This is a genomic window from Nonomuraea sp. NPDC048916, from assembly GCF_040649575.1.
GTDB lineage: Bacteria > Actinomycetota > Actinomycetes > Streptosporangiales > Streptosporangiaceae > Nonomuraea.
In genome coordinates this window covers 106,568-133,072 of sequence record NZ_JBEZFS010000029.1, presented here as the reverse complement: position 1 = coordinate 133,072, position 26,505 = coordinate 106,568, and the positions used below count along the sequence as shown (strand labels likewise).

At 69.9% G+C, this 26,505-nt stretch carries 27 protein-coding genes and 1 tRNA gene; 11 read left to right on the top strand and 17 right to left on the bottom strand.

Going from position 1 to position 26,505, the window contains the following annotated elements; translation table 11 throughout:
* Window positions 1–262 precede the first annotated feature (262 nt).
* The 8 genes from AB0C16_RS28340 to AB0C16_RS28305 form a co-directional block, all read right to left on the bottom strand.
* Window positions 263–664 carry an Rv3654c family TadE-like protein gene (locus tag AB0C16_RS28340; RefSeq protein WP_357687017.1) on the bottom strand — a complete coding sequence of 134 codons (402 nt, stop codon included), beginning with the start codon at window positions 662–664 and terminating at the stop codon, window positions 263–265.
* A gap of 324 nt (window positions 665–988) precedes the next feature.
* The gene (locus tag AB0C16_RS28335) at window positions 989–1,309 is read right to left on the bottom strand and encodes a TadE family type IV pilus minor pilin (protein WP_357687050.1); all 321 of its coding nucleotides are present in this window, start codon (window positions 1,307–1,309) and stop codon (window positions 989–991) included.
* A 412-nt stretch (window positions 1,310–1,721) separates the two neighbouring features.
* Window positions 1,722–2,006: a DUF4244 domain-containing protein gene (locus AB0C16_RS28330; protein ID WP_357687048.1), complete on the bottom strand. Its 285-nt coding sequence runs from the start codon at window positions 2,004–2,006 to the stop codon at window positions 1,722–1,724.
* A 325-nt stretch (window positions 2,007–2,331) separates the two neighbouring features.
* A complete protein-coding gene (locus tag AB0C16_RS28325) occupies window positions 2,332–2,853 on the bottom strand; it encodes a type II secretion system F family protein (RefSeq protein WP_357687015.1) in 522 nt (173 codons plus the stop codon).
* 766 nt (window positions 2,854–3,619) lie between these two features.
* Window positions 3,620–4,330, bottom strand: coding sequence for a type II secretion system F family protein (locus AB0C16_RS28320; protein ID WP_357687013.1), 711 nt, complete (start codon window positions 4,328–4,330; stop codon window positions 3,620–3,622).
* A 187-nt stretch (window positions 4,331–4,517) separates the two neighbouring features.
* A complete protein-coding gene (locus AB0C16_RS28315) occupies window positions 4,518–5,672 on the bottom strand; it encodes a TadA family conjugal transfer-associated ATPase (protein ID WP_357687011.1) in 1,155 nt (384 codons plus the stop codon).
* 68 nt (window positions 5,673–5,740) lie between these two features.
* Window positions 5,741–6,781, bottom strand: coding sequence for a septum site-determining protein Ssd (gene ssd, locus AB0C16_RS28310; RefSeq protein ID WP_357687010.1), 1,041 nt, complete (start codon window positions 6,779–6,781; stop codon window positions 5,741–5,743).
* A gap of 1,062 nt (window positions 6,782–7,843) precedes the next feature.
* Window positions 7,844–8,623: an oxidoreductase gene (locus AB0C16_RS28305; RefSeq protein ID WP_357687008.1), complete on the bottom strand. Its 780-nt coding sequence runs from the start codon at window positions 8,621–8,623 to the stop codon at window positions 7,844–7,846.
* Between the two features lie 318 nt (window positions 8,624–8,941).
* Between AB0C16_RS28305 and acs the strand changes: the two genes are divergently transcribed.
* From acs to AB0C16_RS28285, 4 genes are all read left to right on the top strand, one after another.
* Window positions 8,942–10,915 carry an acetate--CoA ligase gene (gene acs / locus AB0C16_RS28300; protein ID WP_357687006.1) on the top strand — a complete coding sequence of 658 codons (1,974 nt, stop codon included), beginning with the start codon at window positions 8,942–8,944 and terminating at the stop codon, window positions 10,913–10,915.
* 317 nt (window positions 10,916–11,232) lie between these two features.
* On the top strand, window positions 11,233–11,673 hold the full coding sequence (locus AB0C16_RS28295; protein WP_357687004.1) for a phage holin family protein: 441 nt from the start codon (window positions 11,233–11,235) through the stop codon (window positions 11,671–11,673).
* Window positions 11,663–12,583 (top strand): alpha/beta hydrolase, encoded by a 921-nt coding sequence (locus AB0C16_RS28290; protein WP_357687002.1) that lies wholly within the window; start codon window positions 11,663–11,665, stop codon window positions 12,581–12,583. The genes AB0C16_RS28295 and AB0C16_RS28290 overlap by 11 nt, the downstream gene beginning before the upstream one ends.
* Window positions 12,580–13,023, top strand: coding sequence for a DUF309 domain-containing protein (locus AB0C16_RS28285; RefSeq protein WP_357687001.1), 444 nt, complete (start codon window positions 12,580–12,582; stop codon window positions 13,021–13,023). The genes AB0C16_RS28290 and AB0C16_RS28285 overlap by 4 nt, the downstream gene beginning before the upstream one ends.
* Here the strand turns inward: AB0C16_RS28285 and AB0C16_RS28280 are convergent.
* Complete coding sequence (locus tag AB0C16_RS28280; RefSeq protein ID WP_357687000.1) at window positions 13,020–14,210, bottom strand: MarP family serine protease; 1,191 nt, start codon at window positions 14,208–14,210, stop codon at window positions 13,020–13,022. The two genes, AB0C16_RS28285 and AB0C16_RS28280, sit on opposite strands and share 4 nt — an antisense overlap.
* Window positions 14,211–14,292: 82 nt before the next feature.
* Here AB0C16_RS28280 and AB0C16_RS28275 point away from each other — a divergent pair, with 82 nt between their 5' ends.
* Entirely contained in the window at window positions 14,293–14,811 is a 519-nt protein-coding gene (locus AB0C16_RS28275) for a HEAT repeat domain-containing protein (protein ID WP_357686999.1), read from the top strand.
* On the opposite strand, the gene AB0C16_RS28270 is transcribed toward AB0C16_RS28275, so the two are convergent.
* Together AB0C16_RS28270 and nth are read right to left on the bottom strand one after the other, a co-directional pair.
* A complete protein-coding gene (locus AB0C16_RS28270; protein WP_357686998.1) occupies window positions 14,788–15,435 on the bottom strand; it encodes a CoA pyrophosphatase in 648 nt (215 codons plus the stop codon). The genes AB0C16_RS28275 and AB0C16_RS28270 overlap by 24 nt on opposite strands.
* A gap of 38 nt (window positions 15,436–15,473) precedes the next feature.
* The gene (gene nth, locus AB0C16_RS28265) at window positions 15,474–16,130 is read right to left on the bottom strand and encodes an endonuclease III (protein WP_357686997.1); all 657 of its coding nucleotides are present in this window, start codon (window positions 16,128–16,130) and stop codon (window positions 15,474–15,476) included.
* Window positions 16,131–16,237: 107 nt separating this feature from the next.
* On the opposite strand from nth, the gene AB0C16_RS28260 reads away from it, so the two are divergent.
* Window positions 16,238–16,918 carry a Crp/Fnr family transcriptional regulator gene (locus AB0C16_RS28260; protein WP_357686996.1) on the top strand — a complete coding sequence of 227 codons (681 nt, stop codon included), beginning with the start codon at window positions 16,238–16,240 and terminating at the stop codon, window positions 16,916–16,918.
* Here the strand turns inward: AB0C16_RS28260 and AB0C16_RS28255 are convergent.
* The 4 genes from AB0C16_RS28255 to AB0C16_RS28240 are packed head-to-tail and all read right to left on the bottom strand — an operon-like array spanning window position 16,900 to window position 19,163.
* The gene (locus tag AB0C16_RS28255) at window positions 16,900–17,691 is read right to left on the bottom strand and encodes an MBL fold metallo-hydrolase (RefSeq protein WP_357686995.1); all 792 of its coding nucleotides are present in this window, start codon (window positions 17,689–17,691) and stop codon (window positions 16,900–16,902) included. The two genes, AB0C16_RS28260 and AB0C16_RS28255, sit on opposite strands and share 19 nt — an antisense overlap.
* Window positions 17,688–18,494 carry an NUDIX hydrolase gene (locus AB0C16_RS28250; RefSeq protein ID WP_357687046.1) on the bottom strand — a complete coding sequence of 269 codons (807 nt, stop codon included), beginning with the start codon at window positions 18,492–18,494 and terminating at the stop codon, window positions 17,688–17,690. The genes AB0C16_RS28255 and AB0C16_RS28250 overlap by 4 nt, the downstream gene beginning before the upstream one ends.
* Window positions 18,495–18,552: 58 nt before the next feature.
* Entirely contained in the window at window positions 18,553–19,011 is a 459-nt protein-coding gene (locus AB0C16_RS28245; protein ID WP_357686994.1) for a RidA family protein, read from the bottom strand.
* A complete protein-coding gene (locus tag AB0C16_RS28240) occupies window positions 19,008–19,163 on the bottom strand; it encodes a hypothetical protein (protein ID WP_357686993.1) in 156 nt (51 codons plus the stop codon). Before AB0C16_RS28240 ends, AB0C16_RS28245 begins: the two co-directional genes overlap by 4 nt.
* A gap of 76 nt (window positions 19,164–19,239) precedes the next feature.
* On the opposite strand from AB0C16_RS28240, the gene AB0C16_RS28235 reads away from it, so the two are divergent.
* Together AB0C16_RS28235 and AB0C16_RS28230 are read left to right on the top strand one after the other, a co-directional pair.
* Complete coding sequence (locus tag AB0C16_RS28235) at window positions 19,240–20,241, top strand: ArsA-related P-loop ATPase (protein WP_357686992.1); 1,002 nt, start codon at window positions 19,240–19,242, stop codon at window positions 20,239–20,241.
* Window positions 20,238–21,365 (top strand): ArsA family ATPase, encoded by a 1,128-nt coding sequence (locus AB0C16_RS28230; RefSeq protein ID WP_357686991.1) that lies wholly within the window; start codon window positions 20,238–20,240, stop codon window positions 21,363–21,365. The genes AB0C16_RS28235 and AB0C16_RS28230 overlap by 4 nt, the downstream gene beginning before the upstream one ends.
* A 42-nt stretch (window positions 21,366–21,407) precedes the next feature.
* Here the strand turns inward: AB0C16_RS28230 and AB0C16_RS28225 are convergent, their stop codons facing one another.
* Window positions 21,408–21,704: a WhiB family transcriptional regulator gene (locus tag AB0C16_RS28225; protein WP_148036282.1), complete on the bottom strand. Its 297-nt coding sequence runs from the start codon at window positions 21,702–21,704 to the stop codon at window positions 21,408–21,410.
* Between the two features lie 277 nt (window positions 21,705–21,981).
* Here AB0C16_RS28225 and AB0C16_RS28220 point away from each other — a divergent pair, with 277 nt between their 5' ends.
* Window positions 21,982–24,159, top strand: a complete 2,178-nt coding sequence (locus tag AB0C16_RS28220; protein ID WP_357686990.1) for a transglycosylase domain-containing protein — start codon at window positions 21,982–21,984, stop codon at window positions 24,157–24,159.
* Between the two features lie 79 nt (window positions 24,160–24,238).
* Here the strand turns inward: AB0C16_RS28220 and AB0C16_RS28215 are convergent, their stop codons facing one another.
* On the bottom strand, window positions 24,239–24,694 hold the full coding sequence (locus tag AB0C16_RS28215; RefSeq protein ID WP_357686989.1) for a GatB/YqeY domain-containing protein: 456 nt from the start codon (window positions 24,692–24,694) through the stop codon (window positions 24,239–24,241).
* A gap of 89 nt (window positions 24,695–24,783) precedes the next feature.
* Between AB0C16_RS28215 and AB0C16_RS28210 the strand changes: the two genes are divergently transcribed.
* Window positions 24,784–25,647, top strand: a complete 864-nt coding sequence (locus tag AB0C16_RS28210) for a metallophosphoesterase (protein WP_357687045.1) — start codon at window positions 24,784–24,786, stop codon at window positions 25,645–25,647.
* Between the two features lie 129 nt (window positions 25,648–25,776).
* Window positions 25,777–25,850: transfer RNA gene (locus AB0C16_RS28205), tRNA-Pro, on the top strand.
* Window positions 25,851–26,505: the final 655 nt, after the last annotated feature.

Genomic DNA, 26,505 nt, shown 5'->3' with positions numbered 1-26,505 from the left:
GCGACCTAGCATCACGCACCCCATAAGCCACAGCATTTTGACCCGCCTATATCGACCATTACGCCCAGACGGAACCGATTTTCGCCCGACGCCGATCAAGGCCATCCAGCCGGCCCGGAGTGCGAATTGAGCAGTCCGACTCAGTTCGCCGACGCTGAGCCGACAGCACAATCCGCTGCGACCGGGCCACGCTTCCAGCGCCGTCGGATTTGGCTGAACTGGGCGTTTCACCACACGACTCAGCTCGGACGGGCTGACCGAGTCAGCCGCCTTCACCTTGGCCGATTCCACGTCCAGGCACGGCTGGATCGATCCGCCCAGGACCGGCGCGCGCCCTGCCTGTCAGAACACGTGTGCCCATGATCGGCAACGTGATCGCAAGCGACGTCCAGACGTCGACGACCTCGTCGGTGATCGTGCATTCGGCCAGCTCAACGCCGTTGTCCACAGCCACGGCCGCCGCCCTCCCGCAAGCTCCCTCAGGATCGACGATCACCCGCCTGGCCGCCGCCAGCGCACTCAGGTCGGCGGCGTCGTTCACGCGATGGCGAGCGACTCGCGCGGAACCCGCCGTGGCCACGGCCATGGCGACCGCCATCACGAGCCCCATGAACGCGACCCCCCACAACGTCGCGGAACCGCGATCTTCACGCGCGACGGACATCTGTCTACCTTTCTTGACGAGACAGCTACCAGCGAAACAAGGTGCGCGATTCCACGCTTTCCAGGTGGCATCGCTCGAATGACGACGTAATGGACCACCACGACACGCATCACCCGGCTGGCAACGAATGAGCCGCGCCTGCGCACCACCTGTGCATCCAACGCGATGCGCTCGATGCCGCTTCGGAAGGCGCATCCAGCGCGATACGCGCCCGATGCGCCTTCCGAAGCGGTGAGGTGGATCTTCAAAGAAGACGCCATGCACCAGTGCCCAAACCGCGATCTTCACGCGGATTGGCGCGACCAGTGCCGGTATCGCTGGCGATCAGGTTTCGGTGTCGGCCACCGCGGAGGCCGACACTCGGACAGATGGAAGGGACGCTCCCCAAGCGGGCCGTACCTCCACCGAGACCTTCACCGTTGTGCGCTCCCTGTCACGGCTCACATCCACCTGTGCGCTCGGCCGGGTTGCCGAGCGGACGAGATCACGAACCTGATCCAGCGACTCGCCTCTGGCGGCGGCCCGCGCCGCCGCGCGGGCCGCGTCAACGCATTCAAGCTGCACCCCCACGGCTTGGACCGCCCATAGCGCCGCTGCCAGGACGATCATGAGCGCAGGCAGCATCGCCGCTGTCTCAGCCGTCACCGAGCCCCGGGACGCCGACCGTTTTCCGTGCACGAATGACGCCTTCACCCGCGTGGGAGTCGGCAGATGTCTCGTGGGAGGCGACTTTCCCTCCCCGGACACGGCTTCGACTTCCACGAGAGTCGACTCATCCCCGGCGGAAGCCGACCGTTCTCCAGTGGACGCCAGACGACCATCCGCGTAAGGCCGTCTTCCAGGCCGGGACTGGGCCTCAACCCCCACGCGACGACTCACCTCCAGCGGAAACACGCCGTCCACCAGCGGACCCCAGACCACCACCCGCGAAAGACCCTCTTCCACCCCCTGGACTGGACTTCATCAGCCGCGAGAAGCGACTCACTGTCCGCGGCGGATGGCTCTCGGCCCGTAGGAGGCGTCTCCCTACCCGAGGAAGGCGACGACCGACGTGGCGTCATCCGCCTGTCTTCAGCGCGCGGTCGATCAGCGATGAGAGCATCTCCTGCACCTCCGGGCTGCTGACCACCTTGAAGAGCAGGGCTGCGAAAGCACAGGCCGCGATGGTGCCCACCGCATATTCGGCTGTTGACATGCCCCGCTCCCGGTACGCCGCCGTGGCAGCGGTCAGCCTGGAGGGCCACCAACGTCGCCAGCGGATGGTCCGGGCTGCTGACGTGGAGGTCCGCGGCGCTTCCTGGGTCGTGCCTGGCTCATCCGGGGTGGTTGCGAAAACTCGCATCATGCCTCCAGGTGTTTGGTTGCCGAGATCTTGTCCGGCCTTGCCGGCTCAGCGTCCCTGAACCGGCCTGGCGCCGGGTGGCCCGAGCCACGTTCTGTGGATAACGCGGACCGCCGGAACGCAGGCTGTGGACAGAGCGTCGACAAGCAGGTGCGTTGAGGCCCCCACGGTTGCCATTCCGGGATCGCCAGAGCGTCCGTGCGCAGGACTCGATGGAAGGGCCTCCACACGTGAGGACGTGTATGCGGAAGACCGGTCACACACGGGAAACCGGCCAGGCCAGATGGGCCGCATGGGAGACCGCCGCACAGGAGGGGTGGTGAGTTTATGGGAGGACGATGGTGGCGGCGAGGCCGGCTATGACGGGGATGATTCCGAGCAGTACGAAGGCCGGTAGGAAGCACAGCCCGAGAGGCGCCACCGCCTTGACTCCGACACTTCGGGCGGCGGCGACCGAGGCGGCGTTGGCGGCCTCGCGGGCGTCATCGGCAAGGCGGGTGAGGACGTCTGCCACGGGCGCCCCGCTTTGGGCCGCACGGCTCATGGCTCTGGCCAGGCTGCCTGTTGCGGGATCCCGGGCGAGGTAGGCCCAGGTCGGCTCGGGGTCAGCGCCCAGACGGAGCTGGCTGCTCACCCAGGAGAGGCGTTCTCCAAGGGGGTTATCGACGGCGGCTGCGGCGATCTCGATGGCGGCACTGACCGGCTGACCTGCGAGGAGGCAGGCGGCCATCAGGTCGGCCGCGAACGGCAGGTCGGCGGCGATCCGTCTCCGGATGTGCTGATCGACGGGATCAGCCCTCCTGTGCAGGATCATTCCGGCTGCGGGAACGACGAGCAGGGCGACCACGATCCCGGCCGCTCCACCGACCAGCAGGCCGACTACGAGCCCTGCGGCGGTCGACGCGACTATCGTGCGGCGGTCGAGCCGCCTCGGCGACGTGCCGGCGGACTGTAGCCAGCCAGGCGTGGGCGGCCCGTCTTCGCCCGAGACCGGACGGTCCAGGAGCATCCGGTCTCGGTCCGGAACTTCATCCCTACCGCGCGAATGCCTGACAGGCGAGACCTCGGCCCGGATCCTCGTGACGCGTGCACCGGGCGAAGCGAACTCTCCGGGCGGGGACTTCGTAACGAGGCCGCCGCGTGGCGAACTCGCGATCACGGCGGCCCGCGACAGCCTCGTGTCCGAGGCTCCAGGTGGCAAATGGGTGGCACGAACGCCAAGGAAGGGACTTGTCACCGTGGTGCGGGGCGCCGGCTTGGCCCGGCTGGCCGGAGGGCGCAAGCGGGCCAGGCGATCCGCCTGCGTCGTCGGTGGCACGCACAGCCACGCTGCCACGCCGACGCACAGGGCCGAGAGCAGTTCGAGCATCGTCAGCGTTCCGTTCCCTTCTTGCCGGAGACCCAGGCAAAGCAACCGCGTCATACGGAAAGTCGGCTGGACGAGCGGTCCACCCACCGCACGGCCGGGCGGCCGTGCGGCCGTGTGTCCGGGCGGCGACAACATGCGTCGGGCGCGGCACGATGAGCGAGTGGTACGGACCGGTCATCCGCGATGGGCGATGAGGCCGCACCGAGGCGCCCAAGGTTACGGGAAACGGTCTGCGAGGCATGGTTCAGGAGGCTTGGGCGCGCAGGGCCATGCGGTGTGTCCACCACAGGCCGCAGGCGTCGAGAGCGACACCGGCTACCAGGCAGGCGAAGCCGGGCAGGCTGCCGCACAGGAAGTCGATGGGGTGCATGCCGAGGGCTCCGGCCATGAGGAGGCCCAGAGCCGGGAGGGCGGCCAGCATGCGGGCGGTGGCGCGGGGGCCGGCCAATTGCGCGGCGACGTCCTGGCGGTGGGCCTGGGAGGCGCGTAACGTGCCGCCGACCCGCTCGACCAGGGCGGCCAAGCCCGCGCCGACGGTCACGCCGACGTCCCAGCACGCGGCCAGCCGGCACAGGCCCTCGCCTCCTTGAGCGGGCGCGACGGCCTTCAGCGCGGCCGACACGTCGCCGCCGTCTCTTGCCGCCGCCACCAGCGGACGCAGGGTCTCGGGGTCGGGGAAGTCGACCGCCGCGACCGCTCGGGTCAGCGCCTCTCCGGGGGTGCGGCCGGCCGTGAGCTCGGCGGCCAGGGACTGGCACAGCTCGATCGTGGCGCGGTGCCACGCGTCGGCTCGGCGGGTGGGGCTGGGGCGCACGATGTGCCGTCTCAGCGACTGCCATGGCCAGGTCCGCTCGGCCGAGGTCAGCCTGCTCAGCCGGGCGGTCGCGAGATCGGGGCCTGTCCACAGCCATACGGCCGCGGCTGTGGATATCGCCGCCAGGAGCGCCACAGTCACGAGCCCACCACGGGATCGGCCCGATGACAGGGGACCCGACTTCGAACACCACGTACGACCTGGTAGAGAACCCAACCCAGGACGAAACGAACAAGCTGGTCACGGAGGTCGCCAACGTGAACGACGACGTCCGCTCGGCAGGACACCACGCGATCGAGCCGGTGAGCGCGGCACCGGATGGGCGGGGTCAAGACGAGAGCCGTTCGGCCAGGGTGGTATGACCGGGGCCGAGGTGGGCTCGGCCCTTGGCATCGAAGGCCAGAGCCGGGACAGCCTCCACGAAGCCTGCGGCCGTGCGCGAGAGGAGGCAGATCTCGGCGACCCGCCGGCGGCCGTCGGAGCGGTCGCGGGTCAGGTGGACCACCACGTCGAGGGCGGCGGCGAGCTGGCTGTGCACGGCCTCCCTGCTCAGCCCGGCCGCACAGCCGAGCGCTTCCAGCCGGGGCGGCACGTCGACCGCCGCGTTGGCGTGCAGGGTGCCGCAACCTCCCTCGTGGCCGGTGTTGAGGGCGGCCAGCAGATCGACGACCTCGGAGCCTCGGACCTCGCCGACCACCAGGCGGTCGGGACGCATCCGCAGGGCCTGACGGACGAGATCGCGCAGGCCCACCCCTCCCGCGCCTTCGAGGTTGGCCGGTCTTGACTCCAGGCGGACCACGTGGGGGTGCAGGGGCCGGAGCTCGGCCGAATCCTCGACGAGGAGCAGCCGCTCGCCCGAGCCGGCGAGCGACAGCAACGCCGAGAGCAGTGTCGTCTTGCCGGTGCCCGTGCCGCCGGTGACGAGGAAGGCCAGCCGGGCCGACACCATCGAGGTCAGCGCCTGGGCCGCCTCGGGGGCGAGGGTGCCGGCCGCCACCAGGTCCGGCAGCGTGAACGTGCGCCTCGGCGGCAGGCGGAGCGAGACGCAGGTGCCGCCCGACGCGATCGGCGGCAGGACGGCGTGCAGGCGCACGCCTCCGGCGAGCCTGGCGTCCACATAGGGCGAGGCGTCGTCCAGCCGCCTACCCGCCCCCGCGGCCAGCCGCTGGGCCAGCCTGCGGACGGCGCCGTCGTCGGTGAAGGTCACCGCGGTGCGGCGAAGCCCCTGGCCGTCGTCGACCCACACCTCTCTCGGGCCGTTGACCAGGACGTCGGTGACGTCGGGCGCGGCCAGCAGGGGCTCAAGGGGGCCCGCTCCGATCAGGTCGGCGCACAGCGCCCGGGCGACGGCGAGGATCTCGGCGTCGCCGTAGACGGACTTCTCCGCCCGCAGTGCGACCGCCACCTGGGCGGCACTGGGTTCGGCGCCCGCACGGGCCAGGCGCACGCGTACGGCTTCGACCAACTCGGGGGAGACGCTCACACCGGCAGGGTCCGGACTGCTGCGGGGCCCGGCATGTGTGCTGGCCGGGTCTCCGGCGCGGAACGAGGTCACGACGGCAGCAGGTCGCGCAGCAGGGACGTGCACAGGGTGCCGAGCGCGGTGCGGGGACCCAGCTTCGGCAGCTCGCCTCGGTTGAGGGTGACGGTGAGGCGCGGCTGGTCGGGCAGATGCCCGGCCGCGGGGATGCCGAGCGAAGCGGCCACGACCGCGTCGTCGAGCACGCCTGGGCGGATGACCCCGCGGATGTCGGAAGTGTGCTGAGCGGCTTCGGCCAGCACCTGGGCGGCGGCCAGGACGCCTCGTACGTCGGCGGTGGCCACGAGGACGGTGCCGGTGGCGCGGCCCAGCGCCTCGGTCGCGGCGGGGTCGAGATAGCGGGGCAGGTCGACGACGACCAGGTCGAACCCGCGGCGGCCGGCTTCGAGGACCGAACGCATGGCCTGGGCGGGGATGGGCAGCACCTCGCCCCGGTGAAAGGAGAGCACGGCGAGATCCCCGAAGGCCGGGAGAGCCGCCTGGAGGGCCGTCGAGCTGACCCGCCCCTCGCGGGCGACGAGGTCGGCCCACCGGGCGCCCGCGGCCTCCTCGTGACCGAGCAGGGCGTCGATGCCACCGCCCAGCGGATCGGCGTCGATCAGCAGGGTGCGCAGGTGGTCGTGGGACGCGCGCAGGGCCAGACAGGAGGAGAGCACGCTGGCCCCCACACCGCCCCGGCCGCCGATCACGCACAGCACGGCGCCGGAGCGGGGCTCGGGCTCCATGGCGTCGGCGAACTCCTCCACCAGGCGGCGCTCCCCGTCGGGCAGAGCCACGACGGCCTGGGCCCCCACCGCGACGCACCGTCGCCAGGTGTCCTGGTCTTCCGGATCGCGGGTCACCAGCAGCACCCGGTCTCTGGCCGGCGGCGCCGTGGCGGCCATCGCGTCGGCCAGGTCGCTGCCGATCACGACCAGCGGGGCGAGGTTCCAGTAGGGGCGGGCATGGGCCGGAACGTGGGCCACGTCGAGCTGGGCTCCGGCTGCGGCGGCTATGCGGACGAGGTCGTCGAGCAGGTCGCGATCCTCGGTGATGACCAGTGGGCGGTTCATCGGGGGCCTCCCTGTTGTTCGGGAGGCCAACCATGCTCCGGGACCGGATGGCGGCGAGGAGGCGAACGGGGTTCTGTGGACAGAGCCACCAGAGTGGGCACGGCCTGTGGACAAGCGGCGACCCGACCGAACGAGGAACGAACAGTGACGACCAGTGGGGGTGAGGACCTGGCGGAGAGCCGACCGGCCGAACAAGGAACAAGCCGTGACGACCGGCCGAGCGGAGAACAAGCGGTGACGACCGGCCGAGCGGAGAACAAGCGGTGACGACCAGCCAGGCGGAGAGCAGGCGGAGACCCGACCAGCCGAGCGGAGAAATGGGGCGACCCCCGCCGGGGGGGAGAGCGGGGGTCGCCTGACCGGTCCGGCTCCGGGGGGGTAGAGCCGGTCCCGTTTCAGAAGAAAGCTTTCATCACTTGACCAGAGCCTGGCAAGGGAGTCGGAAACCAATCCCACGCGCAGTCGCTCCAGTTTCGGGCGATACCACCGTATGCTGCCCGATCGACTCGAGTTTCGTCGAGGAGCAATCTCGCATTTTCGCCAAGTTTTTTCGACATCCCATAACGATCACATAAAGCCAGTCACTGTACGTAATCATCACAGGCTGGTAACCGCACCACCAGGCCCCGGTATGACGATGCCCGCGGCTTCGGTCCCCGTATTGGCAAAGGTCTTGCTCCCAGGGGTTCCCATCAGGGCGGATCCGTCGTACAAAGGGGCTACGGACGAGTTGTCCGGGTGCATCAGCCGGGCACCCACGCGCGACCAGCCGCGGGAGGCGCGTCGAGACGGGCTTGACCCGCTCCGACGAATTAGAGGTGCACGCTTGGTAACCCGGTGTGGTGTACCGGCAGACGGCGTCTCAATAATGGGACGCCGTCCGCTATGTGGCCGTCCCCCTATGCGACAGTCCCCTCGGCGGCTGTGACAGTCCCCTGTCCCCTGGGCGGACCCCTGTGTGGGCGGCACTCGTATCGGCGACAGGCAAGGACGGCACCCGCGTCGGCGGGCACGTGTGGGCGGGCACTTACGTGACCGTCCCATGCGGCCCTACGCAGGTGGTCAGCCCCGCTGCAGGGCCTCGCAGATGGCCGTCGTCTCGCGTACGCCGAGGGTCACCGCCGACGCGCACTGCCGTATCCACTGGGCCACACCCTCACGGGTCCCGGTGAGGTAGGCGCGCAGGCCATCGGCGTACGGCAGCTCCAGATGCCCCACCTCGACGGCGACCAGCGACTTGGGGTCGAGGCCGTATTCGACCAGGGTGAGCCGCTCGGCCGTACGCGCGACCACGCCGTCGGCCGTACCGAAGGGACGCAGGACGGCGAGCTCGGCATGGACGACGGCGGCCAGCACGATCGCGGGCGCCTTCGTCGGCTTCTCGAGCAGCCCCAGCAGGTTGTCCATCCGGGCCGTCGCCTCCGCGGCGCTCGGCGCGGCGCCCAGACCGAGCGGGTCGGGGGCGTCGTCGTGGACGCGGGGACGGCCCAGCGCGGGCTCGTCGGCCAGGCCGGCGGCCGCGACCGTGTGGAGCCGGGCGAGCACCTGCCGGGGGGCCTTTCGCCAGGTCGAGCCGAGGCGTCCCATCTCGGCCGAGGCACGCAGCGCCCCCTGGACGACCGGATCGTGCACCTCGTCGCGGCGCAGGGCGTCGAGGGGCACGTCGGCGCCCTCGATGGCGGCCGACGCGCGGGCGCCACGCAGGGACGACTCGGTGGAGACCGCCGGGCTGGCGCGGCGCAGGACGCGGTGGCGATAGAGCCTGTCGACGGCCTGCCTGGCCTCCTCCACCGCCTCGGAGACGCCGGGGAGCTGCGCGATCACGGCCAATGGGTCACTCACGGAACCCGACCTTACCTGCGGGTACGGCTCTCCCCGCCACCGAGTGCGCCCCGACGGCCGCCCTGGCGGCCGGCCTGCCGGCCGAGCGGGGGCCCATAAAGCCGCCCACGGCCCTCCAAGAAGCACAGAATTTGGCCCGTTCCAGGCTAGTCCCATTTCGAACGGACAACGGGTGAATAGCGTTTGTCCCGCGATCCGATAAGACCGGCAACCAGATCATCAGACGGTACAGACCTGTCTAGACCTCTTGTGTATGGAGGCCGTGAGCTGGTGGAGTGGGACATGACCTACACAATCCGGCCATAGAAGGAGCACGAGGTGGCCCCGGAAACCCCTGGCACCGAGCCGCAGGCCCTCTCCAACCTGCTGCAGGAGAACCGTCGCTTCGCACCCCCGGCCGACCTGGCGGCGGCCGCGAACGTGACCGAAGCGGCATATGCCGAAGCGGCCACCGACCGCCTCGCGTTCTGGGAGCGCGCTGCCGACCGGCTGACCTGGGCCAAACGCTGGGACACCACTCTGGAGTGGAAAGCCCCCTTCGCCAAGTGGTTCGTCGGCGGCGAGCTGAACGTCGCGTACAACTGCGTGGACCGCCACGTCGAGGCGGGGCGGGGCGACAAGATCGCCTACCACTGGGAGGGCGAGCCCGAGGGCGACAGCCGCACGCTCACCTACGCCGATCTCCAGCGGGAGGTCTCCAAGGCGGCCAACGCGCTGCGGGAGCTGGGCGTGGGCAAGGGCGACCGCGTCGCGATCTACCTGCCGATGATCCCCGAGCTGCCGATCTCGATGCTGGCCTGCGCCCGCATCGGAGCGATCCACTCGGTGGTGTTCGGCGGGTTCTCGGCGACCGCGCTGCAGAACCGCATCGACGACGCCGACGCCAAGCTGGTCATCACCGCCGACGGCGGCTACCGGCGCGGCGCCCCGAGCGCGCTCAAGCCGACCGTGGACGAGGCCGTAGCCCAGTGCCCGCAGGTGGAGCACGTCGTCGTCGTACGCCGGACGGGCCAGGACGTGGCCGTCAGCGACAAGGACATCTGGTGGCACGACCTGGTCGACCGCCAGAGCGAGCAGCACACCCCCGAGCCGCACGACGCCGAGCACCCGCTCTACATCCTCTACACGAGCGGCACGACCGGCAGGCCGAAGGGCATCCTGCACACCACCGGCGGTTACCTGACCCAGACGGCCTGGACCCACGACGCGGTCTTCGACCTCAAGCCCGAGACCGACATCTACTGGTGCACCGCCGACATCGGCTGGGTGACCGGTCACTCCTACATCGTGTACGGCCCGCTGGCCAACGGCGCGACGAGCGTCATCTACGAGGGCACTCCCGACACCCCGCATCGCGGCCGGTTCTGGGAGATCGTGCAGAAGTACAAGATCAGCATCCTCTACACCGCCCCCACGGCGATCCGGACGTTCATGAAGTGGGGCGACGAGATCCCCGCCAAGTTCGACATGTCCAGCCTGCGCGTCCTCGGTTCGGTCGGTGAGCCGATCAACCCCGAGGCGTACATCTGGTACCGCCGCAACATCGGCGGCGACCGGTGCCCCGTCGTGGACACCTGGTGGCAGACCGAAACGGGCGCCATCATGATCAGCCCGCTCCCCGGCATCACGCACGGCAAGCCCGGCGCCGCGATGCGCCCGCTGCCCGGCGTCACAGCCGACGTGGTCGACGATCAGGGTGTGAGCGTCCCCGACGGCGGCGGCGGCTTCCTGGTGATCCGCGACCCGTGGCCGGCCATGCTCCGCACGATCTGGGGCGACGACCAGCGCTACATCGACACCTACTGGAGCAGGTTCGAGGGGATGTACTTCCCCGGCGACGGCGCCAAGAAGGACGAGGACGGCGACCTGTGGCTGCTCGGCCGCGTCGACGACGTCATGCTCGTCTCCGGTCACAACATCTCCACCACCGAGGTGGAGAGCGCGCTGGTCAGCCATCCGAAGGTGGCCGAGGCGGCCGTCGTGGGCGCCACCGACCCGGTGACGGGCCAGGCCATCGTGTCGTTCGTGATCCTGCGCGGCTCCGCGGAGGAGGGCGCGGACATCGCCGCCGAGCTGCGTAACCACGTGGCCAAGACGCTCGGCCCGATCGCCAAGCCGCGCCAGATCCTGATCGTGCCGGAGCTGCCGAAGACCCGTTCGGGCAAGATCATGCGGCGGCTGCTCCGTGACGTGGCGGAGAACCGCAGCATCGGTGACGTGACCACGCTGGCCGACAGCACGGTGATGAACCTCATCGCGGAGAAGCTCCCGAGCGCCAAGTCCGAGGACTGACCTCGGCCTCAACAGACCGCTTATCCCGAAATTTCGGGATAAGCGGTCTGTTCGTGTGGCGGGCGGGGCGAAACCGCACGCCTCCTCTCTCGGCGGTATCTTCGTCGATCGGGTAGGTGTGGAGGGGGATGGCGGGGATCGTGCGGAAGTTCCCCGGCGTGTTCGGCCGACGCCTGACCGCCCGTACGGCCAGGCCTGGCGAGACTGTCCGGAGACACGGCCCGTCGGGGCGTCGCCGCCTTACATACGGGTACGCAAGGGGCGCGATGAGCTGGATGATGTTTGACACGGCCACCAGGCCTCGATAGGAGACGTTCATGCCGCAGACTCCCGAGGAAGAATCCCTGGGCTCGCTGGTCGCCCAGGCGAGCAGTCACATCTCGACCCTGGTCCGCTCGGAGATCGAGCTGGCCAAGGCCGAGTTCAGGTTCGACGCCAAGCGGGTCGGCACGGCCGGTGCGGCTTTCGCCGCGGCCGCCTTCATGGCGCACCTGTGCCTGATCCTCGTCTCGTTCGCCATCGCCTACTTCCTGGCTCAGTGGCTGCCCACCTGGGTGTCCTTCCTCATCGTGACCGTCATCTACCTGGTGGCGGCGGGGGCGCTCGTGTTCGTCGGGATCCGGCGGCTCAAGGGGTTGTCGGGCATGAAGCGCACCACCCAGTCCCTCAAGGACCTCAAGGAGATCGCCACGCCGGACGAGCCGACGGCCGGCCAGGTCGGTCTGCACCGTGAGCCGGTGAGCCGAGATGGCGCCTGACGAGTCGGTCGTCCAGATCGAGGGGCCCTGGCGGCACCGGCAGGTGCACGCCGGCGGCACCCGCTTCCACGTGGTGGAGGCCGGCGACGGCCCGCTGGTGCTGCTGCTGCACGGGTTCCCGCAGTTCTGGTGGACCTGGCGCCACCAGCTCGAGTCGCTGCCCGCGGCCGGCTACCGGGCGGTGGCGGTCGACCTGCGCGGCTACGGCGGCAGCGACAAACCGCCGCGCGGCTACGACCTGCCCACACTGGCGGGCGACGCGACCGGGCTGATCCGGGCGCTCGGCGAGACCGGGGCGATCGTGGTCGGCCACGACTGGGGCGGCCTGCTGGCCTGGACGATGGCGGTGCTCGATCCCAAGTGCGTCCACCGGCTGGTGGCGGTGTCGGCTCCACATCCTCTGCGGCTGCGCAACGCCCTGCTCACCGACCCGTTCGGCCAGCTCAAGGCGAGCGCCCACGCGCTGGGCTACCAACTGCCGCTGCTGCCCGAGCATCGGCTCACCCGCGACGGCGCGTCGCTGGTCGGCCGGCTGCTCGACCAGTGGTCCGTCCCCGGCTGGCCCGACCGCGAGACGACTCGCACTTATCGCGAGGCGTTCCGCATCCCGGCCGTGGCCCACTCGGCGCTCGAATACCACCGCTGGTTCGGCCGCTCGCAGCTCCGGCCCGACGGGCGGCGCTACGCCCGGGCCATGCGCACCGAGATCGAGGCGCCGACCCTCCAACTGCACGGCGCGCTCGACCGCTGCGTCCTGCCGCGCACCGCGCAGGGTTCGAGCCGCTACGTCGCCGCCCCCTACCGGTGGAGGCTGATGGAAGGCGCGGGACACTATCCGCACGAGGAGGTGGCCGCGATGTTCGACGCGGAGCTGATCGGCTGGCTGTCCGATCCGGAGCCCGACCGATGAGAGACCGCGACCCCGAGGGCAGGCCGCGCAGCGCCCGGCCACGCGACGCCTACGGCAGGCCGCTGCCCCACGGCGCGCCGGGGGTGGAGAGGGTGCCCGACGACTACGCCCCTACGACCGAGCGGGCGCTGGCCGACGGCCGCCGCTTCCTCACCGAGGGCCTGCCGTTCAACGCGCACGAGGTGTTCGAGGGCCGCTGGAAGTGCGCGCCCGACGACGAACGCGACCTGTGGCAGGGGCTCGCGCAGATCTGCGTCGGCCTCACCCACCTGCAGCGCGGCAACGGGCGCGGAGCCCTGACCCTCTTCGACCGGGGCGCGGCACGCGTGCAGGGGTACGGCCCGCCGTACGACGAGGTGGGCCGGGCGGCCTCCGGGCTGAGCCACGACAGCGATCCCGGGCAGGCCATCGCCCTGATCCTGAGCACTCTGCCCGGCTAGTCGCAGTCCTGCGTGCCCGCCGGGGTGGTGTCGTTGCGGCCCTGGTCGGCGTCGGGCTTGACCTCGGTGGCGGTCAGCACGTAGCCGGTGTCCTCCTGGCTGACCGCGGCGGCGAAGATCACGCCGTAGACCTGACCGTCGACCGTGAGCAGCGGGCCGCCGGAGTTGCCGGGCAGCACCTTGCCGCGGATCGAGTAGACCTGGCGCTCGACGTTGGTGCTGCGGTAGATGTCGGGGCCCTGGGCTTCGAGACGGCTGCGGATGCGGGCCGGCTCGGCGGTGAAGCCGTGGCCCTTGGGGAACCCCGCGATGATCGCGTCGCCGCCCTTGCCTCCGTCGCCCTTGAAGGCCAGCTGCGGCAGGTTGAGCCCTGGAACGTACAGGATGGCGATGTCGCGCTGCGGGTTGTAGCGCACCACCGTGGCGTTGTGGCGCTTGTTGGTGGAGTCGATGACCTGCAGGTCGCGCGTCACGCCGGCGACGACGTGCGCGTTGGTCATGATGCGGTCCTTGGCGTAGACGAAGCCGGTGCCCTCGATGTGCTTGTTGCAGCTCTCGGCGTTGCCCTGCACCTTGACGATGGCCCGCTGCGCGCGCCCGAGCTTGGCGCCCTGCAGCACGCTGCGCGGCGCGGGCGGCACGTCGACCAGCCGGTCGGCGCCGATGGCGTCGAAGACCGGCGGGAACTCCGAGCGGTCGATGAACTTCTTGAACGGCTGCTGCCAGTTGCGCGCGGCCTGCGGGATGGCGTCGTCGACCGTGGTCAGCAGCAGGGAGTTCTTCACCTGCTCGACGAGCGGCGCGAACGACGTCGAGACGATCAGCGACCCGATCAGCCAGGCGATCACCAGCACGGACAGCGCGCTGGCGAACGTGCCGCCGACCGCGTCGGCGACCTTGGCGGGCTCCCACGTCACGTGGCTGCGGACGACGGCGCCGATGGTCGAGGAGGCGAACTGGCCGATCGTGGCGGCCAGGAAGACGATCACGATGGCGAGCAGGGCCTGTGCCGTGTCGCCGTCGACGACGGCCTTGGAGATCGGCGGCGCGATGAAGACGCCGAGAACCGCTCCTCCCACGAAGCCCACGAAACTCATGACGCCGATGATGAAGCCCTGCCGGTAACCCGAGACGCCGAAGGCGATCACGAGGCCGATCAATATGAGGTCAAGCAGATCACCGCGCACGGTTCAAAGGTAACCAGCGATACGGTCAAGCGTGCACGTCTTCCTCCAGGACGGCGTTTCCCCGCTGGCTACCTTGAGCCCTATGCCGCCGATCGAGGGAACAACGCGATGCCTCGTCGAGACGGCTCTCGGCGATCCCGATCCCGACGGGCCGGTGCGCTGGCAGGTGATCTCCGAGCTGCGGCGACGCGGCGACCTGGAGTCGTTCATCGAGGCGAGGCGGCTGTGCGCGGCCGACAGCGCCGACCAACGCACGCTCGGGGTCGACATCCTGGGCATGCTCGGCAGGTTCGTGAACCGCGCGCTGCCCGTGCTGCGCCATCTGGCGGCCGGCGAGGAGGACGCCATGGTGCTGTACGCGGTGCTCATCGCGTTCGGTCACCTGGCCGACCCGCGGTCGCTGCCCTCGGTGATCGACCTGGCCGCCCATGCGGACGCCCGGGTCAGGTATGGGGCCGCCTACGCCCTCCAGCACGTGCTGGGCGACCCGCCCGACCGGGCCGGCCTCGACGTGCTGCGCCGCCTGGCCGCCGACAGCGACGCCGACGTGGCCGGCTGGGCCTCGCTCGGCGTGGCGCTAACCACGGGTGGCGAGCTTTAGCACGTCCGGCGGCAACGGCTCCACCCGGCCCGGATCCCACGGGCGCTCCAGCCCGCCCTCGCGCATGACCCGGTCGAGCACCATCGCGGTGAACCCCCACACGAGCATGCCGCGCACCCGGAAGGCGGGGCCCATGAACCCGGTCTGGTGGCGCAGCGTGAACCGGTTGCCCGGATCGACCAGCTCGGCGATCGGCACCCGCTCGACGGAGTCGACCTCGTCGGGCGACGCCGCGTGCACGGCGGACGGGTCGTGCCACCAGCCGACGACCGGGGTGACGCGGTTGTCGCTGCGGCTGACGTACAGCTCGGGCATCGTGCACAGGACGCTCACACCGCGCGGGTCGAGCCCGGTCTCCTCCTCGGCCTCGCGCAGCGCCGCCTCGATCGGGCCGCCGTCGTCGGGGTCGATGCCGCCGCCGGGGAAGGCCGGCTGGCCCGCGTGCCTGCGCCCGAGCGCGCTGCGCTGGATGAGCAGCACGTCGGGGCCGAGCGTCCCTTCGCCGAAGAGCATGAGCACCGCCGCCCGCCTGCCGCCCGACGCGGGCGGGCGCAGGCTCCGGGGCACCGAGGTTCGTACGGCCTGCGCCGCCAGTCTGTCGAGCCAGTCGGGTACCAAGGTCACGCCATCTCCAACACGCCAGGCCTTCCCGGGCTTCCCGGTCAGGAGAAGGGACCCGATCTTACGAGCTTGGCGGCCTCGTCGGCATTCGTCGGGCCGGTGCCGTACGAGGGGCAAAGGGCGGCCAGGGGGCAGGCGCCGCAGGCGGGCCGGCGCGCGTGGCAGATGCGGCGGCCGTGCCAGATCACCCGGTGGGAGAAGACCGTCCATTCGCGTTTGGGGATCAGCTCGCCCACGAAGTGCTCGATCTTGACCGGGTCGGTCTCGTCGGTCCAGCCGAAGCGGCGGACCAGCCGCTGGAAGTGGGTGTCGACGGTGAGGCCGGGCACGCCGAACGCGTTGCCGAGCACCACGTTGGCGGTCTTGCGGCCCACGCCGGGGAGCGTGACCAGGTCTTTCAGCTTGCCGGGCACCACACCGCCGTGGCGGTCGCAGACGGCCTGGGCCATGCCGATGATGTTGTTGGTCTTGGCGCGGAAGAAGCCGGTCGAGCGGATGATCTCTTCCATCTCGGATCGGTCGGCGGCCGCGTAATCGGCGACGGTGGGGTACTTGACGAACAGGGTAGGAGTCACCATATTGACCCGCTTGTCCGTACACTGCGCCGAGAGGATGGTGGCGACCAGCAGCTCAAGGGGGCTGCCGAAGTCAAGCTCGCAATGGGCATCAGGGTAGGTTTCCGCCAGAATGCGGTTCATCCGGCGAGCACGCCGCACAAGGGCGAGTCTTGACTCAGTGGGCATTCCCATAGCCTATGTGGGCCGCCTTGGGTGGGGTGAGCCACAATGGCAGCAGAGGAGGCAGAGTGAACACCGAAGATGTGCTGGGCAAGGCCCCCCTGTTCGCCGCGCTCGACCGTGAGAGCGCAGCAGCGCTGCGGACCAGCATCACCGAAGTCCAGCTGTCCAAGGGACAGACGCTCTTCCACGAGAACGAGACCGGTGACCGGCTCTACGTCGTCTTGGAAGGCAAGATCAAGCTCTCGCGCCAGTCTCCGGACGGCCGCGAAAATCTGCTCAGCGTCCTCGGGCCGAGCGAGATGTTCGGTGAGCTGTCGTTGTTCGACCCCAGGCCCCGCACCGCCACCGCGACCGCGCTGACCGACGTCCGGCTGGCCGGGCTCGGCCACGACGACCTGCGTCCCTGGCTCACCGGCCGGCCGGAGGTGGCGCTCCACCTGCTGAGAGCACTCGCCCAGCGGCTGCGCCGCACCAACGACGTGCTGGCCGACCTGGTCTTCACCGACGTGCCCGGCCGGGTGGCCAAGCAGCTGCTCGACCTGGCCGAGCGGTTCGGCAGCAAGACCGACGAGGGCATGCGGGTGCACCACGACCTCACCCAGGAGGAGCTGGCCCAGCTGGTCGGCGCCTCGCGCGAGACGGTCAACAAGGCCCTGGCCGACTTCGCCCAGCGCGGCTGGCTGCGCATCGAGGCCAAGGCCGTGGTGATCCTCGACATGGACCGCCTCTACAACCGTTCGAGATAGTCGAGCTGCGCCCGCACCGACATCTCGGCCGCCGGCCAGAGCGCCCGGTCGACGTCCGCGTAGACGATCTCGACGACCTCCCGGGGCGTGCGCGCGCCCTGCCGCCGGGCCGCCCTGATCTGGTCGAGCCGTTCGCGGCGATGGGCGATGTAGCCGTCGAGCGCGCCGATCGGGTCGGGCAGCACCGGGCCGTGGCCGGGCAGCAGAGCCTCCGCCTCCAGGCTCTCCGCGACCCCCCTCAGCCGGTCGAGGGTGCGCAGGTAGTCGCCCAGGTCGCCGCCGTCTGACGCGATCACGGTGGTGCCCCTGCCGAGCACGGTGTCGCCGGTCAGGATGGCCCGGTCCGCGGGCAGCCAGAAGCAGAGCGAGTCGAACGAGTGGCCCGGCGTGCCGTACACGTGGATCTCGACGCCGCCCGCGGTCACGACGTCGCCCTCACCCAGGCCCTCCTCGCCCAGCCGGTGCCTGGGGTCGAGCGCCCGCACCGGCGCGCCGACCAGCTCGGCGAAGCGCCGGGCGCCGCCGCTGTGGTCGTGGTGGCCGTGGGTGAGCAGGATCTGCGTCACGCGGCGCTCGCCCAGGTGGGCGGCCACCCTGCGCAGGTGCCGTTCGTCGTCGGGGCCGGGGTCGATGACGACGGTCTCCCGGTCGCCGATGATCCACGTGTTGGTGCCGTCGAGCGTCATGGGCGACGGGTTGGGCGCCAGCAGGTTCTCCGCGTGGGTCGTACGGGAGCCGTCGGGGGTGCCGAGGGGGATGTGCAGGCCGCTCACGAGGTCACCAGCCTCCACTCGCCGTCGATCTCCAGGAGCTTCGGCAGGATCGTGACGATCTCGCGCCGCGTGTCCAGCACCGTCCCCACGCCGTCGTACGCGGACAGCTCGGTCAGGGTCTGGTGGGTGGGCGGCATCAGGAAGATGGTGCCCTGGTGCGCCAGCTCGATCGCCTCGGTCGGGGACTGCCAGACGACCTGGTCGGCCTCGCCGCCCACGTCCCGGGTGCGCTGCCCCTCGGGGAGCACGGCGACGAAGAAGCGGGTGTCGAACCTCTTCTGCTCGACCTCCGGGGTGATCCAGTGGGCCCAGGCCTTGAGCAGGTCGGAGCGGAGCACCAGGCCGCGCTTGGCGAGGAAGTCGGCGAAGGCCAGGCTGCGGTCGATGAGCGCCAGCCGGTCGGCCTCCCAGTCGTCTCCGGTGGTGTCCTCGACGACGGAATCCGGGCCGGGACCGGCCAGCAGCACGCCGGACTCCTCGAACGTCTCGCGTACGGCCGCGCAGACCAGCCCGCGCGCGGTCCGCTCGTCGGCGCCGAAGACCCGGCCCCACTCCGCCGGCGACGGCCCGGCCCAGGCGACGGCGTGGTCGCTGTCGCGCGGGTCCACCGAGCCGCCCGGGAAGACGTACGCGCCCGCCGCGAAGGCCATCGTGGACTTGCGCCTGAGCAGGTAGACCTGGAGGCCGGCCGGCGGTCCCTCGCGCAGGATCACCACGGTGGCGGCGTCCCGGGCGGGGACCGGTTCGACACGTCCGGCGATTATGTCCCTAGCCCGCACGGCGAGCTCGTCTGGGAGCGACAGACCAGTCACATGACCTCCTTCTAGAACATCACTCGGGTCATCGTGACATATCCGGCACTCAGCCCACTTCGGCGATCAGCTCCACTTCCACCGAGGCGTCGAGCGGGAGGACGGCAACCCCGACGGCGCTGCGGGCGTGCGCGCCCGCCTCGCCGAGCACCTCGGCCAGGAACTCGCTGGCGCCGTTGGCGACCTGTGGCTGCTGGGTGAAGCCGGGCGCGCTGGCCACGAAGACGACGACCTTGACGATGCGCTTGACGGCGGCGAGGTCGCCGACCTCCGACTTCAGCGCGGCGAGGGCGTTGAGCGCGCAGACGCGGGCCATCTCCTTGCCCTCGTCGACGCTCACGTCGGCGCCCAGCTTGCCGGTGGCCGTCAGCTTGCCGTCGACCATGGGAAGCTGCCCCGAGGTGTAGACGAGGTTCCCGGTGCGGACGACCGGCACGTACGCGGCCAGCGGCGCGACCACCGGCGGCAGGGTCAGGCCGAGCTCGGCCAGCTTCTCCTCCGGAGTCACGGCTTCTCCCTCTTGAAGTAGGCGACCAGCTGCTCGGGCGTCGCGCCCTGCAGGATCTGGACCAGCTCCCACCCGTCGGCGCCGAAGTTGTCCAGGATCATCTTCGTGTTGTGGATGAGCACAGGGGCCGTGAGGTACTCCCATTTCTTCATGGGGGCCAGCGTAGTGTGAGGTATGTCAAGGCCGACCGCCGACCTGCGGTGAGTGACCGTTCGGTAGCCTCGAATGGTGGAGTCTCTGGACACCGATTGGGATGGCGTTCGTCTGCACGTCGTCACCGGCAAGGGCGGCACCGGCAAGACGACGGTAGCCGCCGCTCTCGCTCTCGCGCTGGCGTCGGGCGGGCGCAAGGTGCTGCTCGTCGAAGTGGAGGGCAGGCAGGGCATCGCGCAGATCTTCGACCTGCCGCCGCTGCCGTACGAAGAGCGCCGGATCGCCGTGGCACCCGACGGCGGCGACGTCTACGCGCTGTCCGTCGACCCCGAAGAGGCCATGCTCGAGTACATGGAGCTGTTCTACGGGATGCGCCGCGCGGGGCGGGCGCTGACCAAGATGGGCATCGTCGACTTCGCCACCACCGTCGCCCCCGGCTTTCGCGACGTGCTCGTCACGGGCAAGACCACCGAGGCCGTGCGCAGGCGTGACAAGAGCGGCAAGCGGGTCTACGACGCGGTGGTGCTCGACGCGCCGCCGACGGGCCGCATCGCCCGCTTCCTGAACGTCACCCAGGAGGTCGCGGGCTTGGCCAAGATAGGTCCGATCAAGAACCATTCGGACCTCGTCCACGGAGTGGTGAAATCTCCCGAAACCGCCGTGCACTTCGTCACCTTGCTGGAGGAGATGCCGGTGCAGGAGACGCTCGACGGCATCGCCGAGCTGCGCACGGCCGGCCTGCCCGCCGGCGGGATCTTCATCAACATGGTCCGCGAATCCCAGCTCCCGCAGAGCGTCCTTGACATGTCGGTAAAGGGCGGCTTCGACCCGGCCGAGCTCGCGCTGGGGCTCAAGACCGCCGGTCTGGCCAACGGGTCCGACGCCACGGCGATGGCCGAGGCTCTGGCCGAGGAGATCGCCGAGCACGCCCGCCGCACCGAGATCGAAAACTCCGAGCGCGCGTCGCTGGCCGAGGCGCCCCTGCCCCGCTACGAGCTGCCGCTGCTGGCCGATGGCGTCGATCTGGCCGGGCTCTACGAGTTGGCCGAGTCCCTCCGCACCCAGGGGGCAGCGTGAAGAAGCCCGCCATTCTCGACATCGACGCGATCCTCGACGACAACGGCACCCGGATCATCGTCTGCTGCGGCGCGGGCGGGGTGGGCAAGACCACCACGGCCGCCGCGCTGGGGCTGCGGGCCGCCGAGCGCGGCAGGTGCGCGGTCGTGCTGACCGTCGACCCGGCCAGGCGGCTGGCGCAGTCGATGGGGCTCACCGAGCTCGACAACACGCCACGGCTGATCAGCTCCCCCGAGGGCGGCGGGCAGTTGTTCGCGATGATGCTCGACATGAAGCGCACGTTCGACGAGATCATCGAGGCCCACGCCGACCCGGCCCGGGCCCGGCAGATCCTGTCCAACCCCTTCTACCAGTCGCTGTCGTCCAGCTTCGCCGGCACCCAGGAGTACATGGCCATGGAGAAGCTCGGCCAGCTCCGCCGGTCGGACGAGTGGGACCTGATCATCGTCGACACGCCGCCCTCGCGCTCGGCCCTCGACTTCCTCGACGCGCCCGAACGGCTCGGCCGTTTCCTCGACGGCCGCTTCATCCGGCTGCTGACCGCCCCGGCCAAGGTCGGCGGGCGCAGCGCGTTCCGGCTGCTCAACGCCGGGTTCGGGCTCGTCGCGGGCGCGATGACCAAGCTTCTGGGCGCGCAGGTGCTGAAGGACCTGCAGACGTTCGTGTCGGCCCTCGACGCCGTCTTCGGCGGGTTCAGGCAGCGCGCGGAGATGACGTACAAGCTGTTGCAGGCGCCCGGCACCGCGTTCCTGGTGGTGGCCGCGCCCGAGCGTGACGCGATGCGCGAGGCCTCCTACTTCGTCGAGCGGCTCGCGGAGGAGCGCATGCCCCTCGCCGGGCTGGTGGTCAACCGGGTGCACGAGTCGCCCGCCGCGAAGCTCTCGGCGGCACGCAGCGCCGCCGCGGCGGAGGAGCTGGAGGCGCGGGGCGAGCACGAGCTGACCGCCGCCGTGCTGCGGCTGCACGCCGGTCGGATGCAGCTCGCGGCCCGCGAACACCGTGAGCAGGAGCACTTCGTCACAGCGCATCCCACGGTGCCGGTGGTGCAGGTCCGCGCGATGTCGGAGGATGTCCACGACCTGGCGGGTCTGCGCGAGATCGGGGAGCTCCTGGCGAGCGCATGAGAATACGGCCGGCGGGTCGCCGGCCGTATTCTCCGGGCCGGGTCAGCCCGCGATCAGCTCGTTGGTTCGTTCGTACTCTTCCTTGGCGGACTCGAGCAGCTCACGCCACGAGTCCACATCCGGTCGCCGTCTCAGCAGAGCCCGGCGCTCTCGTTCGGTCATACCGCCCCACACCCCGAACTCGATGCGGTTGTCGAGCGCATCGGCGAGGCATTCGGTACGGACCGGGCATCCTCGGCAGATCAGCTTTGCCCTGTTTTGGGCGGCACCCTGGACGAACAACGCGTCCGGATCCGCACCCCGACAGGCGGCACGGGAGGTCCAATCCGTGATCCACATTTCGACCCCACTCCCCTTAGGTGGTCAGTCGTCATTTGGGGCCGACGGGCGCGGGCGCCGAGCCTCCGTATTCAGTTGCCGCAGAGGAGAACGTACGCAACTAGACGTTCGGGCCGACAGACCCCAGAGGACCAATTTCTAGGTGGAGTGTTGACCGGGAATGACTAGTCACCCCCGTCAGTCAAGGCGAAATGGTGACGAGTTGCCGATAAGGTCACGCTTTCGACGTACCCTGTTCCTTGTGCAAGCTCAGGGCAAAGATCGATCATCACCGTTCTTGAACGTCACGCGGCTGCTCGCCGCGGGTGTGGCCGCGGGGGTGCTGACGGCCGCGATAGCGCTGCCCGCGGTCGGTGGGGCGGGCGTCACCGCGAAGTCCGCGATGGAGGGGCTCAACCTCAAGCCGGAAGAGCTCAACGAGCCTCCCCTGCCCGAGCGCACAGTGCTCCATGACGCCAACGGCAAGCAGATCGCGCAGTTCTACTACGAGAACCGCCAGTCGGTGACCCTCGACCAGGTCGCCCCGATCATGCGGACCGCGCTGATCTCGATCGAGGACTACCGCTTCTACCAGCACGGACCGATCGACATCGAGGGCACGGCCCGGGCCCTGGCCAAGAACCTCACCACCGGCGGCGTGACGCAGGGCGGATCCTCGATCACCCAGCAATACGTCAAGCAGGTGCTGGTCAACGCCGCCGAGACGTCCGAGGAGCAGCAGGCGGCCATCGCGCCGACCGTCTCCCGCAAGCTCAACGAGCTGCGCTACGCCATGGCGCTGGAGAAGAAGTACACGAAGGACCAGATCCTGGAGAAGTACCTCAACATCGCCTACTTCGGCGCCGGAGCCCACGGCATCCAGGCCGCGGCCAAGCGCTTCTTCGCCAAGCCCGCCTCAGAGCTCAACCTCGCCGAGGCGGCCACTCTCGCGGGAGCCGTCCAGAACCCCGCCCGCACCGACCCCAACGTCGACAAGAAGTCCAGGACCGCCCTGCTCGAACGGCGCAACCTCGTGCTCGACACGATGGTCAAGCTCGAAAAGATCACGCCGCAGGAGGCCGCCGAGGCCAAGGCCAAGAAGCTCGGCTACAAGGACGTCAAGGTGCCCGGCGGCTGCGAGGTCAGCAAGTACCCGTACTTCTGCCTGTACGTGCAGAACGAGATCCTCACCAACGAGGCGTTCGGCAAGACCCCGAAGGAGCGCTCACGGCTGCTCCAGCGCGGCGGTCTGACGATCAAGACCACGATCGACCCGAAGATGCAGGCCGCCGCCGAGAAGGCGATCAAGAAGTACGTCAGCACCAAGGACAAGCCCGTCGCCTCGCAGGCGATGATCGTGCCGGGCACCGGCGAGATCAAGGTCATGGCCGCCTCCCGCAAGTTCGGCGGCAACAAGAAGAAGAACGAGATCAGCTACAACGTCGTCGCCGACGCCAAGCACGGCGGTGGCAGCGGCTTCCAGCAGGGCTCCACCGCCAAGGCCTACACCCTCGCCACGGCGCTGGAGGAGGGGCTCAAGTACAACGACGGCTTCCCCTCTCCCGCCGGCTACACCGCGGCCGGCTACGGCTCCTTCCGCGACTGCAAGGGCAACCGGGTGGGCGCCCCCACTCACGAGGTGCGCAACTCCAGCGAGGGCGGCGGCGGCTTCAAGACCCTGCAGAGCGGCACCTGGGGCTCGGTCAACACGTTCTTCATGAAGCTCGAGGAGCGGGTCACCCTCTGCAAGGTGGTCAAGCTCTCCAAGCGCCTCGGGCTCAAGCGGGCCGACGGCGGAAAACTCCGCGAGGTCGAGACGTTCACGCTCGGCGTCAACGAGGTCGACCCCGTCACGGTCGCCAACTCCTACGCCGTCTTCGCCTCGCGCGGCCAGTACTGCACGCCGCTGGCCATCACCGAGATCAAGGACCGCAACGGCAAGGTCAAGCAGTTCAAGCCCAAGTGCTCGAAGGTCATGGACCCCGAGGTCGCCGACGCGGTCAGCGGCATCCTGTCCGGCGTCTTCACCAAGGGCACGATGAGCGGGGTGGGCGGCATCGGCCGCGACGCCGCGGGCAAGACCGGCACCACCGACAACTACACGGCCGCGTGGTTCGCCGGCTACACGCCCAACCTGGCGTCCGCGGTCAGCCTCGGCGACCCGCGTGGCGCGTTCGGCCACGACCTGACAGGCGTCACCATCGGCGGGCGCTACTACACCTACGTCTACGGCGCGTCCATCTCCGGCCCCATCTGGAAGGACTCGATGATCGGGGCGCTGAAGGGCATCGAACCCGCCAAGTTCACCTCGGTCAACCAGGAACGCTTCGGCGGCTGCGGCGAGGACTGCGCGCCCAAGCCCAAGAAGAAGCGCGAGGACGACGGGCCCGAGCTCAACGACCAGCTCAACGACCAGTTCGACCTGGGCGACGACAACCCGTTCGAGCGCGGCAACCGGGGCCGCGGCCGCGGCTGATCCCAGGGTCCCGTTTTCCAGGGTTCCCGAGGCCTCCGCGTGACCGCGGAGGCCTTACCGGTCGCTGACCGGAGAGCCGCTAACCGGAGAGCCGCGCACGGACGGCGGCCGCGACCCGTCCCCCCTCGGCCCTTCCCGCGACCTTCGGGTTGACGACCTTCATGACCTGGCCCATCGCCTGCGGGCCGGCGGCGCCGGTCTCCGCGACCGCCTCGTCCACGAGCCGCCCCAGCTCCTCGTCGGACAGCTGCGCCGGAAGGTACTCCTCCAGCACCGCCTGCTCGTCGAGCTCCGCCTGGGCCTGCTCGGCGCGCCCGGCGTTGCCGAACGCCTCGGCCGCCTCGCGCCGCTTCTTGGCCTCCTTGGTCAGCACCTTGATGATCTCGTCGTCGGAGAGCTCCCTGGCCTGCTTGCCGGCGACCTCCTCGACGTTCACCGCGGCCAGTGCCATCCGAACCGTCCGGAGACGCACCTCGTCCCGGTTCTTCAACGAGGCCGTCAGATCGGCCTTCAGCTTGTCTTTCAATGCACTCATGCGGTCCATCTTGCCTTCTGGGCGAACGGCTCGTGCCGGATGTCGGGCATCATGAGTACGTGAGGAAAGCCGTCGCTGTGCCACTGTCCATGCTCGGTCTCGGCCTGGCCGGGTTGGGTTACGCCTCGATCGTCGAGCGCAACTCGTTCCGGTTGCGCCGCTTCGACGTTCCGGTCCTGGCCCGCGGGCAGCGTCCCGTACGCGTGCTCCACCTGTCCGACCTGCACCTGACGCCGCGGCGCAGCATGCTGATCAACTGGGTTCGCTCGCTCGGCGCCCTGCGACCCGACCTCGTCGTCAACACGGGCGACTCCATCGCCCACCCCGACGCCGTCCCGTCGCTCCTGCACGCCCTGGAGCCGCTGCTCTCGCGCCCCGGCCTGTTCGTGTACGGCTCCAACGACCTCTACGCCCCCAAGCCGAAGAACCCTGTGCGCTACCTCTGGCGCACCTCCAAGAACGAGCGCCGCCAGCACATCCCCACGCTCCCCTGGGAGGAGCTCGGCGCGGGCATGGCGGCCGAGGGCTGGCTCGACATGAACAACACCACGGCCCGCGTCAAGGTCGGCGACCTCGACGTGGCCGTGGCCGGCATCCACGACTCCCACATCGACCGCGACCGCTACGACCGGGTCGCCGGCCCCGCCCCCGCCGACGCCGACCTGCGCCTCGGCGTCATGCACTCCCCCGAGCCCCGCAACATGACCCGCTTCGCCGCCGACGGCTACCAGCTCCTGCTGGCCGGCCACACCCACGGCGGCCAGCTCTGCATCCCCTTCTACGGCGCCCTCGTCACCAACTGCGGCATCGACCGCGCCCGCGTCAAGGGCCTGAGCCGCCACGACGCCGCCTGGCTGCACGTCTCGGCCGGTCTCGGCACCTCTCCGTACGCTCCGGCCCGCTTCGCCTGCTTCCCGGAGGCCACGCTGCTCACCCTGCTTCCCCGGCGCTGACGCGGGTCGGATCGGGGTCGGACGCGGGTCGGACGCGGGTCGGACGCGGGTCGGATCCGAGGCTGACGCGGTCACAAGCACCGTCGAAGTCCGCTAGACTTTCCCAAGCACGTGCAAGACGGTGTGCACCGGGGTGTAGCGCAGCTTGGCAGCGCGCTTCGTTCGGGACGAAGAGGTCGTGGGTTCAAATCCCGCCACCCCGACAGTGCAGTAGCAGGTCAAGGGCCTGATCGCTGGAGACAGCGATCAGGCCCTTGACCGTTTGACCGTCATTTAACCGTCGCTCTGAACACCGCCAGAGAGCACCGACAGGTTCAAACGAGTTTTCCTGGGCACCTTGATCGCTGCATGATGTCCCGTGCGGGCGAAGTCCTGTTCAGATCAGCAAGGCCAACCAAGCGACCCGCGTCCAACCGCTCAGATGACGCAGCGTCCAGTGGTGCCCACGTCTCCTCCGTACGACACGACGCTCGGTGATATCGCCATCAAGCACTCTCGCCTTGGTGCCGTACTCAAAGAGGCACAGGCGCAGGGCCGAGATGTCCGCAAGGCTGCTGGAGGACGTCCGTCTCAAGCCGCCGGGCTCCTTCGTCTGCGTCCAGCCTGGGCGAAGTGGTGTGAGAGGAGGGTCGGGCGAACCGACCCTCCTACTCGATCTCACGGCACCATCGGCTGTGGTCCGCACGGTGCCTGCGTAGGCGTGAAGTGCGGATGGTCGCTGAGGTCCGGTCGGACTACCCGACCGAGTGGGCCGCGATCAACGCGGTCGCCGGCAAGCTCGGCGCATTGGTCTGTCGCGGCTATCCCCCGCACCGGTGCTCGCATCCGCAGCACGCCTGGCCCCGCGGATCACCCAAT